The organism is Arthrobacter sp. B2060 (assembly GCF_059090445.1).
The window spans coordinates 168,960-182,020 of record NZ_JBNHFR010000008.1 but is presented as its reverse complement, the minus strand read 5'-3'; the positions used below and the strand labels follow the sequence as shown (position 1 = coordinate 182,020).

Sequence of the window (13,061 nt, the reverse complement as noted above, 5' to 3'; positions counted from 1 at the left end):
CATGGGGCGCCGGAGTGCTACCTTGGCTGTGCGGCACAACTGATAAGCATGCTGACCTTTACCGCGGGCCGAATGGGCCGTGCTGTCGAAAGAACTGGTTTTGCGGCTGAAGGAAGGGACCCATGAAGGCACTGACCTGGCAAGGCAAGCGCTCGGTGAGCGTGGAAGAAGTTCCCGATCCCGTGATCCAGGAGCCCACGGACGCCATCATCAGGATCACCTCCACCGCAATCTGCGGTTCGGATCTCCATCTCTATGAGGTGCTGGGCCCCTACATGCACAAAGGGGACGTCCTGGGCCATGAGCCCATGGGCATCGTGGAGGAGGTGGGCGGCGCCGTTACCTCGCTCGCCAAGGGCGACCGCGTGGTGGTTCCGTTCAACATCGCGTGCGGGCGCTGCTACATGTGCAGCCAGGGTCTGCAGTCACAGTGTGAGACGACCCAGGTGAAGGAAAAGGGTTCAGGGGCCGCGTTGTTCGGCTATTCCGAAATGTACGGCTCCGTTCCGGGCGGCCAGGCTGAATACCTGCGGGTTCCGTTTGCGGACTATGGGCCGGTCAAAGTCGGCCATGAGCTCCCGGATGACCGCTACCTGTTTCTGTCCGACATCCTTCCCACCGCCTGGCAGGCCGTGAAGTACGCGGATGCTCCGGACGGCGGCACCCTCGCTGTTTTCGGGCTCGGGCCAGTCGGACAGTTCTCGGCGAGGATCGGGAATTATCTGGGCCTGCGGGTCATCGGGGTGGATCCCGTGCCGGAGCGCCGGGAGATGGCTGCACGGCACGGCGTCGAGGTCTTGGACTATTCCACGGACATCGCCGATGAGCTGCGGGAACGGACCGGAGGCCGTGGACCTGATGCAGTGGTGGATGCCGTCGGCATGGAAGCCCACGGTTCGCCCGTGACAGGGTTCGCGCACCAGGCGCTGGGTCTCCTGCCAGACAAGTTGGCGCAGAAGGCCATGGAAACCGCCGGCGTGGACCGGCTTGCAGCCCTGCACGCCACGATCGACGCCGTCCGCCGTGGCGGAACCGTGTCCCTGAGCGGCGTGTACGGAGGCATGGCCAGCCCCATGCCGCTGCTGACCATGTTCGACAAGCAGATCCAGCTTCGGATGGGTCAGTGCAACGTCCGCCGCTGGACTGATGAGCTGCTCCCGCTGGTGGAGGACGACGCCGATCCGTTGGGTGTCATGGATCTGGTCACCCACCGGGCGGGGCTGGCCGGGGCGCCCGCGCTGTATGAGAAGTTCCAGAAGAAAGAGGACGGCTGTATCAAGGTCGTCCTGCAGCCTTAGGGCACCCAATGTGACCGGGCTTTAGCAGAGGGGCCCGGAAGTGCGGCTGGCGGGGGACTAGTTCTCCCGCCAGTCGTGGCTTGTGATGTGGGAGCCTGCCTGCGGGCCCATCTGGAGCATTCCGCCGTCGACGGCCCACGATGCCCCCGTCACGTAGCTCGACGCCGCGGACGCCAGAAACGCGATTACGGCGGCAACCTCCCGCGCGTCGCCGGGCCGACCCAGCGGAACACCGGGCCGGTCCTTGGTGGCGGGGTCCTCATCGGTCTGGGCCGTCATGGGAGTGGCAATTTCGCCTGGCGCCACGGAATTGGCGGTGATGCCGAATTCCGCAAGCTCCAGGGCAATGGTTTTGATGAGGCCGCCAAGGCCGTGCTTGGAGGCGTCGTAGGCCGTCGAGCCCACACGCGGCTGTGTCTCGTGGACGCTGGTGACGGCGATGATGCGGCCGCCCCGTCCGGCATCGACCATCCGCCGGGCCGCCGCCTGGATGCACAGGAAGGCGCCGTTCAGGTTGGTGTCCATGGTGTTCGACCAGGTCTCGTAGTTCAGCTCGAGGAACTTTTTCCCGTCACCGGTTCCGGAATTGTTGACGAACACATCCACGCCGCCCAGCTCCTCGGCAAGCCCGTCGATGACACCGGCACATCCCAGCAGGTCAGTGGTGTCCAGCTGCCTGACCACGGCATTGCGGCCGGCGGCGCGGACCTCGTCCGCGGTTTTTTCGGCGCCGTCCTGGTCAGAGTGCCAGGTAATGCCGACGTCGAGTCCGGCTTTCGCGAGGGCCACCGCCGTGGCCCGGCCAATGCCGGAATCGCTCCCTGTGACAATGGCGGTGCGCGGGGAGAACTCCATGGTGTCGGTCCCTTTCCTTCTCGGCTGCCCTCCGTGGCAGGCCTTGTTGGCGGCTTGGCTGGAGGGTATGGAGGGCTGGCTCTGTGGAGGCTGGCTATATGGGGGTGAAGGTCAGGCGGCGGCGTCGACGACGCAGAAGCGGTTCCCGTCAGGGTCTTCCAGGACAATGAAATCGGGGTCCTCGGGGTAAAGATCCCATTCCACTTGCGAGGCCCCCAGCCCCAGGAGCCGCTCCACCTCGCCCGCCTGGTTGTCGGCATAGAGGTCCAGATGGATGCGCGGGTGTTGCTGCACGGGCGTTTCGCTGAGCATGAGGGCGAGCCTGGCGCCTTCGCCTTTCTGCGGTATCAGGACCACCCAGGTTTCATCGCCCTCCTCCCGGGGGACATAGCCGAGGGCATCACACCAGAAGGCGGTGGCACGGGCGACGTCGTTGACTCCGAGGACAGTTGTTCCGATCGTCAGCATGGTCTCATGCTTGCGTGAGGCTGTTCGTGATGCAAGGGGGCGCGGTCAGCACATGCTGTTCAGTGTCTGTTCGGCGACGTCCATCATTTCCAGGACCAGCGGGTTGCTTCCCTCCAGGAAGGGCGCCGGCGGATAGGTCAGGGCCACGGTCACCTGCCTGGTTCCGTCCGCACTGGTCATCGAGACGGTGCCGTAGCCCAGAATGTCTCCCGGATGGCCGTAGGCGAAGCCGTTGGTGCAGGTGTCGTTCCAGATCCACAGGCCGAGACCATAGAATCCGGCGGTGTTTGACGTCTGCATCTCCTTCAGCGTGGCGGGCTTCAGGAGCTTTCCCTGCATGAGGGCTGAGTAAAACGTGTTCATGTCCGGCACGGTGGATATCATGCCCGCGGACGGGGACCCTATGAGAATTGCCGGGGACGTCACATCAACGCGTTGGTCCTCAATGACCAGATAGCCGTGTGCCATGGCTTCCGGCACGGTCCTGGTGCCGATCATGTAAGTCCCGGTCATTCCAAGCGGGCCGGTGATCTGCTCACTGATGACGTCACCGATCGGCTGTCTCCTGAGCCTCTCCACCAGCAGCGCCAACGCCACGTAGTCCGATGCCGAATAATCGAACCCCTGGGCGAGCCGTTTCTCCCACGTCGTCCTCCCGGCCCATGCAAGCCGCTCGGCCAGGCTGAGCCTGGTGTTGATCACTTCCTTCACCGGCTTGGACTGGATCAATGTCGCCGCATAGTCCGGCATTCCCGACGAATGGCTGAGCAGATCGCGCACGGTGACCGGGAATGGCGGATTCACCGTGCGGCCAAGGTCCGGCAGGTGCTCACTGACAGCGTCGTCGAGGCGAAGCCTGCCCTCTTCCACGAGCTTCAGGACAGTTACAGCCACCATGGACTTCGTCACGCTGGCGACTTGAACGGGATCGGAGAGCTGCACCGGCTCCTTGGTCTTGAGGCTCCTGACGCCGACCGCGCGGGACCATTCTTCGCCCTTATTCTTCACGTGCATCAGGACGGCCGGCGCCCCGTCGTCGATCATCGTCCGGCCGAACAGTTCAAGGTCCCGGAAAGCACCGGCGGAAGTTGATGGCTCCTCAGGCGGATCCGGCGCGGCAGTGCAGCCGCCGAGGGAGGCGGCCAGCACGGCAGCGGACACGGCCGCAACGCACCTCAGGATGGAGACCGGAAGCCTGAACCCTGGCATGCCATCAGATCCTTTAGCAAGTGCCGGCGCTGGACTCACCACAGGGAGGCCAGCCTGCCGGCACCACACATGTTCCTCGCGAGCCCTGAGAAGGTCAAGGGCCCGATGCCGGTGCCGGCATCGCCGGAAGGGCTCGGGATCCGGGCGGGACCGGGGCGGCTAGGTCAGCCGGATCTGGCGGTTGACGTCCTTGTAGAGCAGGTAGCGGAAGTTCCCGGGGCCGCCGGCGTAGCAGGCCTGCGGGCAGAAGGCGCGCAGCCACATGAAGTCCCCGGCTTCCACCTCCACCCAGTCGTCGTTCAGGCGGTAGACCGCCTTGCCCTCGAGGACGAAGAGCCCGTGCTCCATCACGTGGGTTTCCGCGAACGGAATCGACGCACCCGGCTTGAACGTCACGATGTTCACGTGCATGTCGTGTGCGAGGTCGTCCGGGTCCACGAAACGGCTGGTGGCCCAGGCGCCGTCGGTCCCGGGCATGGGCCGCGGCTCGACGTCCTGGTCGCGCGTCACGAAGGACTTGGCCGTGTAGCCTTCCAGCGGTTCGTAGGCCTTGCGGATCCACTGGAAGCTGGCGATGCCGTCGGAGGAGTTGCTGACGGACCAGTCGGCGCCAGCCGCGAGGTAGGCGTAGCCGCCCTCCTCGAGGTGGTGGATTTCGCCGTCGAGGCTGAGGTCCAGCTTGCCTTTGGTGAGGAATATGACGCCTTCGACGCCGGCCTCCGCCTCGGGCTTCTGGGATCCGCCGCCGGGAGCCACCTCAACGATGAGCTGGGAGAACGTGGTGGCGAAGCCCGCGATGGGCCGGGCGATGATCCACGCGCGCGTGTTGGTCCAGCCGGGGAGGTTGGAGGTGACGATGTCCCGCAGCACGCCCTTGGGAATGACGGTGTAGGCCTCCTTGACCACGGCCCGGTCGGTCAGGAGCTGGGTCTGCGGCGGCAGGCCGCCCTCGGGGAAGAAGTAGTTGCTCATGAGTGTGCTCCTTGCGGTGTAGACGAGAGGGGGGAAGTGTGTGCGGCGAGACGCGGGTGGGCCAGGCCAGTGAGCTGGGGGAGTCCGACGCCGGCAAGCGCCAGTACTTCTTCGGCACCTACCGCTCCGCATTGGACGCCGCGCAGCACGAACGCCGCCAGTGCCCGGGCCGTGGCGGGCTCGTCCATGACCCCGCCCGCGGTTTGCTCGACGTAGTTGCGGAGGCGTGCCGCTGCGGCCGGAAGCCCCTGGCGGTAGAACGCGTATGTGGCCGCGAACCGGCTGGGCAGCTGGGCTGGGTGCAGGTCCCAGCCCTGGTAGTAGCCGCGCTCGAGGGACCGCCGCACCAGCCGGCCGTGCAGCTGCCAGGCATTTTCGACGTTGTCGCCAACGGGGATGATGTTGGTGGAGCCGTCCGAGAGCCGGATGCCGGTCCCTGCCACGGCCAGCTGCATGACCTCCTTGGCGAAGTCCGCCACCGGGTGCTCCATGGACTGGTACTCGGCCGAAATTTGCAGCGAGGCCGAATAATCGTACGTGCCGTAGTGAAGCCCGCTGATCCTTCCAGGCACGGCGTGGGGAAGCTGCGCCACCGGCGAGCTGCCGTCCGGGCCGAGGATGAGCTGGGGCGTCTCCACCTGCACCTCGAACCGGAGCCGGCCGGTGGGGAGTGAGTGGACTTCCTCCAGCCGGGAGACCGCATAGTCCATCGCCTGGACCTGGGCGACGGTGGTGACCTTGGGCAGGGTGAGGACCAGCCCCTCGGGCAGTTCGCCCGCCGCGGCGAGGCCGGACACGAAGAGGTCCAAGGTGCGCAGGCCGCGGGCGCGGGTGGGTGCCTCGAAGCATTTGAAACGGATCCCGATGAAGGGCGGCGCCGATCCAGCCGCAACTGCGGCGGCCACAGCGGAAGCCGCAGCAACTGCGGCGGCGTCCTCGGCGTCGTCGCCCCTGTCCCCAAAGCCGTCCTCGAAGTCGAGGCGGAGATCCTCGATCGGTTCGCTGCCGAGTTTGGCCTCCACCCGGGACGCCACGGCTTCGGCGAGCTCCGCTTCCTGGCCGAGCAGCGCGCCCAGGCGCGCGAGCCCGCCGTGGGCGGCCGCCGTCGACAGCGCCTGGGCGCCCCAGTCGGCAGCGAACGACGGCGTGAACCGGTCCGCGGGCACGTACACCGTGTGAACGGGCTGCCGGGAGCCGTCGTCGCCCGGGTAGTTCTGCTCCAGCAACCGGTCGGTGGCCGCCAGCTGGGAGTCGATCCGGGCGAGGTCGGCCGCGCCGAGTGATGGTTCGGGTACCGCCATGCCTCAGCCCACCAGTTCGTAGGCCGGCGTGGTGAGGAAGTCCGTGTAGTCCTCGGAAAGGCAGATGTCCGCGATCAGGCTGCTGGCGGGCTGGTAGTAGCGCTCGAAGGCTTCCTCGCCCACTTCGCCGCGCAGCTTCTCGGTCTCCTCAGCCAGGATCTTCGTGACCAGCTCGCGCGTGACCGTGTTGCCGGTGTCGGCCAGGACCACCTTGTTGCGGATCTGCTGCCACACCTGCGAGCGGGAGATCTCCGCCGTCGCGGCGTCCTCCATGAGGTTGTGGATGGCCACCGCACCGTTGCCCGAAATCCACACTGCCGTGTAGGCGACGGCGACATAGAGGTTCAGGCGCAGCCCGGCCTCCGTGACCTGGCCGTCGGCCGAGGCAATGTCCAGCAGCTGGCCGGCGGTCACGGAGACCTCCGGGCGCTGCTTGTCCAGCTGGTTCGGGCGCTCGCCGAGAACGGCGTCAAACACTTCACGGCACACCGGAACGAGGTCCGGGTGGGCCACCCAGGAGCCGTCGAAGCCGTCGTTCGCCTCGCGGGTCTTGTCCGCGCGGACCTTCGCGAAGGCCTGGGCCGTGACTTCAGGTTCGCGGCGGTTGGGAATGACGGCCGCCATCCCGCCCATCGCGAAGGCGCCGCGGTGGTGGCAGGTCTTCACCAGCAGTTCCGTGTAGGCGCGCATGAACGGCGCCGTCATGGCCACGGTGGCGCGGTCCGGGAGTACGAAGCTGGCACCGGCGTCACGGAAGTACTTGATGATGCTGAACAGGTAGTCCCAGCGGCCTGCGTTCAGGCCGGAGGCGTGGTCGCGGAGTTCGTAGAGGATCTCGTCCATTTCGAACGCAGCCGGGATGGTCTCGATCAGCACGGTGGCGCGGATGGTGCCCTGGTTGAGGCCGAGGAAGTCCTGGGCGAAGACGAACACCTCGTTCCACAGGCGGGCCTCGAGGTGGCTCTCCATCTTGGGCAGATAGTAGTACGGGCCGTGGCCGTTGAGCACCAGCTGCTTGGCGATGTGGAAGAAGTGCAGGCCGAAGTCCACCAGGGCACCCACGGCGGGTTCGCCGTCGATCAGCAGGTGCCGTTCCTCCATGTGCCACCCGCGCGGACGGGCCACGACGACGGCGAGCGGGGCGTCGGTACGGAGCCGGTACTCCTTGCCTTCCGGGGAGGTGTAGCTCAGGGTCCCGGTGGCAGCATCACGCAGGTTCAGGATGGCGTCGATGACGTTGGCCCACGTGGGCGTGCTGGCGTCCTCGAGGTCGGCAAGCCACACCTTCGCGCCGGAGTTCAGCGCGTTGATGGCCATCTTGGCGGGCGAGGCGGGGCCGGTCATCTCGACCCGGCGGTCCTGCAAGGCGGCAGGCGCCGGCGCAACCTTCCAGTCGCCGTCGCGCACGTCCTGGGTGTCCGGCAGGAAATCGAGGCTGCCGGTCCGGGCCACGTGCTCGCGCTTGGCGGCCCGGGCTTCGAGGAGGTCGGCGCGGGTGCCGGCGAAGCGCTTATGGAGCTCTTCGACGAACGCCAGGGCCTTCGGGGTGAGAATCTCCTCGGCCCGCTCGATCGGCCGGGGGTCTGTGACTGTGATAGCCATTGTTGGTCCTTTCCAGGGCTGCTAATCAGGCGTCGGCGAAGGCTGCTGTGGGTGCGGCAGCAGGTGCTGCTGCTTCCATTGTGTCCTCCATTGCCGCCGGTGAGGTGTGGACACCGGCTGCTGCATGGGCCGCGGCGGCCACTGCGGCCGCGACGTCTCCGGCCACGTGGGGGTCGAACACGCTGGGGATGATGTAGCTGGCGTTGAGCTCATCGTCGGCCACGCGGTTGGCGATGGCATTCGCGGCGGCCACCAGCATCTCGGGCGTGATGTCGGAGGCGCCGGCGTCCAGCAGCCCGCGGAAGAAGCCGGGGAAGGCCAGCACGTTGTTGATCTGGTTGGGGAAGTCGCTCCGCCCCGTGGCCACCACGGCGGCATGGCGGGAGGCGACGGCGGGATCGATTTCCGGCGTCGGGTTGGCCATGGCGAAGACAATCGCGTCCTTGGCCATCGAGGCGACCTGCTCCTCGCCGATCACGTGCGGTGCGCTGACGCCGATAAAGACATCGGCGCCGCGGAGAGCCTCGTGCAGGGTGCCGGAGAATCCCTCCTCGTTGGTATTGGCGGCAATCCAGCTGCGGTGCTCGTCGTTGTACTGCTCGCCGGAGTGGATGGCACCGGAACGACCGGCGGCCACGATGTGCCTCGCGCCCTGGGCCTTGAGCAGCTGGATGATCGCAGAGCCGGCGGCGCCAACGCCGGAGACGACGATCCGCACCTCGTCGAGCTTCTTTCCGACGACGCGCAGCGCATTGGCGAGGGCGGCGAGTGTGACGATGGCCGTGCCGTGCTGGTCGTCGTGGAAGACCGGGATGTCGAGTTCGTCGCGGAGCCGGTTTTCGATCTCGAAGCAGCGGGGGGCCGCGATGTCCTCGAGGTTGACGCCGCCGTAGACCGGGGCGAGGGCCTTGACGATCCTGATGATCTCTTCGGTGTCCTGGGTGTCCAGGCAGACGGGCCAGGCGTCGACGTTGGCGAACTGCTTGAACAGCGCAGCCTTGCCTTCCATCACGGGAAGCGCGGCGGCCGGGCCGATGTTGCCCAGGCCAAGAACGGCCGAACCGTCGGTGACCACGGCGATCGTGTTCCGCTTGACCGTGAGGTTCCGGGCGGCGTCGGGGTTTTCCGCAATGGCGAGGCAGACGCGCGCGACGCCGGGGGTGTAGGCGCGGGAGAGGTCGTCGCGGTTGCGCAGGGCGACCTTGGGAACCACTTCGAGCTTGCCGCCCAGGTGCATCAGGAAGGTGCGGTCCGAGACGTTGCGGACCGTGACGCCGTCGAGGGCGTTCAGGGCGTCCTTGACCCGGTTGGCGTGGTCGTCGTCGGTGGTGTTGCAGGTGACGTCCACAACCAGGGTCTCGTGGTGGGACTCGGTGACGTCCAGGGCCGTGATTGCGGCTCCGGCGGCGCCCACGGCCGCGGCGAGCTCGCTGGTCGCGGTGAAGCTGGACGGCGCCTCGACGCGCAGGGTGATCGAATTTCCGGGGCTCGGGTTCGCCATTGGGTGTCCTCCTGGTTGGGCCCATCGCTGGGCTTGGCTGTCGCCGCTGAATGTTTTCGTATTATGGATATTATTATCTACTGTATGGAAACACAAGCCCCTAAGGCCTCTATTCGGTGCACCGGTTGCCTGCATCGACGCGGACCCGGCCGTACTGTATGTTGGGATTTCTAAGCAGTTCTTTTCACAATGCGGATAAGAGTTGTCGCAATCTACACCTGCAGGAGACGACGGAATGGCCGAGAAAGCCGCGGGAGGCGTGCAGTCCGTTGAGCGCGTCTTCGAACTTTTGGAACTCATCACGGATGCCGGGGGAGACGTCACGCTCAGCGAGCTCTCGTCCTCCACAGACCTGCCGCTGCCCACCATCCACCGCCTCCTGCGCACCCTCGTCACGCTCGGCTACATCCGCCAGCTGCCGAACCGCCGCTACGCCCTGGGGCCGCGGCTGATCCGCCTCGGCGAGGGCGCCAACAAGCAGCTCGGGGCCCTCGCGCGGCCGCAGCTCAAGTCCCTCGTGGACCGGCTCGGCGAGACGTCCAACATGGCCGTGCTCGATTCGGACATGGTCATCTACGTGGCCCAGGTCCCTTCGCTGCACTCGATGCGCATGTTCACCGAGGTGGGCCGCCGTGCGCATACCCATGACACCGGCGTAGGCAAGGCCATCCTCGCGCAGCTCGACGACGAGGCCGTCCGCGGGATTGTGTCCCGGACGGGCATGCCGACGCCCACGCCCAAGAGCATTGGTGACATCGACGCCCTGCTGGAGGACCTGAAGCTCATCCGCGAGCGCGGGTACTCCATCGACGAGGAGGAGCAGGAACTCGGCGTCCGCTGCTTCGCCATGGCAGTGCCGAACGCCCCCACCCCAACGGCCATTTCCGTGTCCGGGCCCGTGTCGCGGGTGGACAAGTCCTTTGCCGACCGCGCCGTGCCGCTGCTCCGCGAAGCGGCCCAGGCGATCTCGGACGAGTTCAACCAAAACTGACCTGCTCCTTGAGCGCGAACAAGCACGTAATGCCCCCAAATCTCGGATTTGGGGGCATTAGCTGCTAGTTCGCGCTTTCGTGGGTCAGTGCTCGGACGCGGAGGAGGTCTGGATGGGGACTTCCTTGCCGTCGCAGTCAATCAGCTTGCCGCCCTCGAAGCGGTCGCCGTCGGCCAGGCACTGCAGGTCCTCTTCACGGACCACGCGCCCCGTGCCGGCAACAAAGACCGACTGATTCTCCGAGTTGCCTGCCTTGAGGTGGTTGAAGAGCAGGTTCAGCAGGATGGCCATGACAGCCGCCGAGCTGATGCCCGAGTGGAAGATGGTGCCGAACCAGGACGGGAACTGGTCGTAGAACGTCGGAGCGGCAATCGGGATCATGCCGAACCCGATGGATGCCGCCACGATGATCAGGTTCATGTTGTTCTTGTACTCCACTTTGGCCAGTGTCCGGATGCCGCTGGCGGCAACGGTTCCAAACAGTACGACGCCGGCACCGCCCAGGACGGGGGTCGGCACCGCTGCAACGACACGGCCAAGCACCGGCAGCAGGCCCAGGATGACCAGGATGAGGCCGCCGGCGCTCACCACGAAGCGGCTCTTGACGCCGGTGATGGCCACCAGGCCCACGTTCTGGGCGAAGGCGCTTTGGGTGAAGGAGTTGAACAGCGGGGAGACGGCACTGGAGAGCATGTCCGCACGCAGGCCGTCGCCGATGCGCTTGGAGTCCACCTTGGTGCCAACGATCTCGCCCACGGCAATAATGTCCGCGGAGGTTTCAGTAAGGGTCACCAGGATGACGATCAGCATGGAGATGATCGCGGCGATCTCGAAGGTGGGCGGACCGAATGCGAACGGGGTGGGGAACGCGACGATTTCGCCCTGGCCGACCTTGGAAAAATCAGCCATGCCGAAGATGAAGGCGATGACCGTGCCCAGGACCATGGCCAGCAGGATGGAGAGGCGGGAGATCGCTGCACTGCCCACTTTGCTGAGCAGGAGGACGATTGCCATGGTGGCGGCGGCCAGGCCGATGTTGGCCATGCTGCCGTAGTTGGGTGCCTTGCTGTTGCCGCCCATGGCCCAGTTGGCCGCCACTGGCATCAGGGTCAGGCCGATGGTGGTGATGACCGTTCCGGTGACCACCGGCGGGAAGAACCGGATGATCTTGGAAAACAGTGGCGTGATCAGCAGGCCGATCAGCGACGCCGCAATCACCGAGCCGAAGACCGCCTGGATGCCGCCGCCGCCGTGGACGATCGCAACCATCGTGGAGACGCCCGCGAAGGAGACGCCCTGTACCAGCGGGAGTTGTGACCCGAAGAACCGGATGCCGACCGTCTGAAGGATGGTGGCCAGGCCGCCGACGAAGAGGCAGGCGGCGATGAGCAGGCCGATGTCCTGTGATGACATGCCGGCGGCCGCACCAATGATCAGCGGCGGGGCAATGATGCCTCCGTACATTGTGAGGACGTGCTGGAACCCGTAGGCAAACGTGGCCCCAAGGGACAGTCTCTGGTCTTCGGGGCGAACTGCCGCTGTGCGGGCTTTTTTCTTGGTGTTCATGGCAGACTTTCTTGGTTCATGGCAGACGCCTTCGTCTGGCTAACAATGTCTGGCTAACAGGGTGTTCTGAAGTGCTGGGCCGGTGCGGAGCCTGGACCGGCAGGGTGCCCACGCCGGGAGTCATCCCTTGAGGGGATGGCGACTCCCGGCGCGGATGTGTAAGCGGGTGCCGCGTTTAGCAGAAGCCGGCAATGCCGGACCATGCGATCTCCGCCGGGGCAGCGTCTTCGCGCTGGACCGTTGCCTCGATCAGGCCGTAGGGCCGGTCGGCGGCGAAGAAGACCTCGTTGGGGTTGTCTAGGCCGAAGGGCGAGAGGTCCACCAGGAAGTGGTGCTTGTTGGGCATCGAGAACTTGATCTCATCGATCTCGTTGTGCGCTTCAAGGACCTTGGTCCCCATGTCGAACAGGGTCTGCTGCAGGGCGTGGGAGTACTTCTCGGTGAACCCTTCGAGCAGCAGGCCCTTGATGTCCTCATAGCTCTTGTTAAAATCAAACGTGCTGAAGTCCGTGCCCGCTTTGAACCGCCAGCGTGCGGAGACGTCGGTGGCGAGGATGCGGTCGGTGGTCTCCGGCAGGGTGGTGTATTTGTCCTTCGGGTACCCCACGAAGCCGGACTGCGTTGACTTCAGGACGGTCAGGTCCTTGAGCCCGGAAATGAGGTGGGTTGCCGTCCCGTCCTTGACGAGAACGGCGGTGCGCACCTCTTGGCCGTTGCGCACGAAGGAGTGGTCGTGCCCCGCGCCGTGGGCCTGGATGCGGTCCCAGCTGTAGGACTCGGCTTCCCAGCGCCCGCCGGTGACCCAGCTGAAGCTTGAAGTGAAGTGCTCGCCAAGGCGCAGCAGGAACGCCTCCGGTGAGCCAATGCCATCCTTGGCGAAGGCGTAGATGGTGTTCTTCTGGGTGTCCGTGGCCACGACGTGGCTGTTGTCGCCCTCGAGGTGGGCGGCGGCGAAGTCGCCACGGAGCTGTGAGGTGACATTCAGGTCTTCAATTTCGTGGCGGTCAGTGTCCCGGGTGATTTTGACGACGCGGACTTCCGCCTTGCCGTACTGGTTCTGGCCGAGGATGATCTTGCTGCTCATTGGTCTGTTCCCAACTTCCGTGAGGTGGAACCGAGGTTCCATCATTGAAATTAAGCGCGCGTTTCAGGCGCGTTTCCGATGGCGCCGACCCAACAAAAAAGAGCCGACATCCAGTGATGCCAGCTCATTACGACCCTGCCTGCTGCTCCCAGGTTACGTGACCTAGGCCACGAATTGCTTACAAGCGTAGCCCAGCCTCTCCGGTGGTGTACAT

The 13,061-nt window shown here is 65.7% G+C and carries 11 protein-coding genes; 2 read left to right on the top strand and 9 right to left on the bottom strand.

Features of this window, described 5'->3' with window-relative positions:
- Window positions 1-122: 122 nt before the first annotated feature.
- The gene (locus tag AC5RUM_RS15140; protein WP_494035689.1) at window positions 123-1,298 is read left to right on the top strand and encodes a zinc-dependent alcohol dehydrogenase; all 1,176 of its coding nucleotides are present in this window, start codon (window positions 123-125) and stop codon (window positions 1,296-1,298) included.
- Window positions 1,299-1,355: 57 nt separating this feature from the next.
- Here AC5RUM_RS15140 and AC5RUM_RS15135 read toward each other — a convergent pair whose 3' ends face one another.
- The 7 genes from AC5RUM_RS15135 to AC5RUM_RS15105 form a co-directional block, all read right to left on the bottom strand.
- Window positions 1,356-2,153 carry an SDR family oxidoreductase gene (locus AC5RUM_RS15135; RefSeq protein ID WP_494035688.1) on the bottom strand — a complete coding sequence of 266 codons (798 nt, stop codon included), beginning with the start codon at window positions 2,151-2,153 and terminating at the stop codon, window positions 1,356-1,358.
- 111 nt (window positions 2,154-2,264) lie between these two features.
- Window positions 2,265-2,621, bottom strand: coding sequence for a VOC family protein (locus AC5RUM_RS15130; RefSeq protein ID WP_494035687.1), 357 nt, complete (start codon window positions 2,619-2,621; stop codon window positions 2,265-2,267).
- 45 nt (window positions 2,622-2,666) lie between these two features.
- Complete coding sequence (locus AC5RUM_RS15125; protein ID WP_494035686.1) at window positions 2,667-3,830, bottom strand: serine hydrolase domain-containing protein; 1,164 nt, start codon at window positions 3,828-3,830, stop codon at window positions 2,667-2,669.
- A 159-nt stretch (window positions 3,831-3,989) separates the two neighbouring features.
- Window positions 3,990-4,802, bottom strand: a complete 813-nt coding sequence (locus AC5RUM_RS15120) for a bifunctional allantoicase/(S)-ureidoglycine aminohydrolase (RefSeq protein WP_494035685.1) — start codon at window positions 4,800-4,802, stop codon at window positions 3,990-3,992.
- The gene (locus AC5RUM_RS15115; protein WP_494035684.1) at window positions 4,799-6,103 is read right to left on the bottom strand and encodes a DUF6986 family protein; all 1,305 of its coding nucleotides are present in this window, start codon (window positions 6,101-6,103) and stop codon (window positions 4,799-4,801) included. Before AC5RUM_RS15115 ends, AC5RUM_RS15120 begins: the two co-directional genes overlap by 4 nt.
- 3 nt (window positions 6,104-6,106) lie before the next feature.
- Window positions 6,107-7,705: a malate synthase A gene (gene aceB / locus AC5RUM_RS15110; protein ID WP_494035683.1), complete on the bottom strand. Its 1,599-nt coding sequence runs from the start codon at window positions 7,703-7,705 to the stop codon at window positions 6,107-6,109.
- A gap of 25 nt (window positions 7,706-7,730) precedes the next feature.
- The gene (locus tag AC5RUM_RS15105) at window positions 7,731-9,206 is read right to left on the bottom strand and encodes an NAD-dependent malic enzyme (protein WP_494035682.1); all 1,476 of its coding nucleotides are present in this window, start codon (window positions 9,204-9,206) and stop codon (window positions 7,731-7,733) included.
- A gap of 235 nt (window positions 9,207-9,441) precedes the next feature.
- Between AC5RUM_RS15105 and AC5RUM_RS15100 the strand changes: the two genes are divergently transcribed.
- A complete protein-coding gene (locus AC5RUM_RS15100) occupies window positions 9,442-10,197 on the top strand; it encodes an IclR family transcriptional regulator (RefSeq protein ID WP_494035681.1) in 756 nt (251 codons plus the stop codon).
- 84 nt (window positions 10,198-10,281) lie between these two features.
- On the opposite strand, the gene AC5RUM_RS15095 is transcribed toward AC5RUM_RS15100, so the two are convergent.
- Entirely contained in the window at window positions 10,282-11,763 is a 1,482-nt protein-coding gene (locus tag AC5RUM_RS15095) for a nucleobase:cation symporter-2 family protein (RefSeq protein ID WP_494035680.1), read from the bottom strand.
- A 175-nt stretch (window positions 11,764-11,938) separates the two neighbouring features.
- Window positions 11,939-12,847 carry a factor-independent urate hydroxylase gene (gene pucL / locus AC5RUM_RS15090; RefSeq protein WP_494035679.1) on the bottom strand — a complete coding sequence of 303 codons (909 nt, stop codon included), beginning with the start codon at window positions 12,845-12,847 and terminating at the stop codon, window positions 11,939-11,941.
- Window positions 12,848-13,061: the final 214 nt, after the last annotated feature.

Bases quoted from the DNA above. Each gene is read 5' to 3' on its own strand.
- AC5RUM_RS15140 (WP_494035689.1), top strand. From the start codon at position 123: ATGAAGGCACTGACCTGGCAAGGCAAGCGCTCGGTGAGCGTGGAAGAA.
- AC5RUM_RS15135 (WP_494035688.1), bottom strand. From the start codon at position 2,153: ATGGAGTTCTCCCCGCGCACCGCCATTGTCACAGGGAGCGATTCCGGC.
- AC5RUM_RS15130 (WP_494035687.1), bottom strand. From the start codon at position 2,621: ATGCTGACGATCGGAACAACTGTCCTCGGAGTCAACGACGTCGCCCGT.
- AC5RUM_RS15125 (WP_494035686.1), bottom strand. From the start codon at position 3,830: ATGCCAGGGTTCAGGCTTCCGGTCTCCATCCTGAGGTGCGTTGCGGCC.
- AC5RUM_RS15120 (WP_494035685.1), bottom strand. From the start codon at position 4,802: ATGAGCAACTACTTCTTCCCCGAGGGCGGCCTGCCGCCGCAGACCCAG.
- AC5RUM_RS15115 (WP_494035684.1), bottom strand. From the start codon at position 6,103: ATGGCGGTACCCGAACCATCACTCGGCGCGGCCGACCTCGCCCGGATC.
- aceB (WP_494035683.1), bottom strand. From the start codon at position 7,705: ATGGCTATCACAGTCACAGACCCCCGGCCGATCGAGCGGGCCGAGGAG.
- AC5RUM_RS15105 (WP_494035682.1), bottom strand. From the start codon at position 9,206: ATGGCGAACCCGAGCCCCGGAAATTCGATCACCCTGCGCGTCGAGGCG.
- AC5RUM_RS15100 (WP_494035681.1), top strand. From the start codon at position 9,442: ATGGCCGAGAAAGCCGCGGGAGGCGTGCAGTCCGTTGAGCGCGTCTTC.
- AC5RUM_RS15095 (WP_494035680.1), bottom strand. From the start codon at position 11,763: ATGAACACCAAGAAAAAAGCCCGCACAGCGGCAGTTCGCCCCGAAGAC.
- pucL (WP_494035679.1), bottom strand. From the start codon at position 12,847: ATGAGCAGCAAGATCATCCTCGGCCAGAACCAGTACGGCAAGGCGGAA.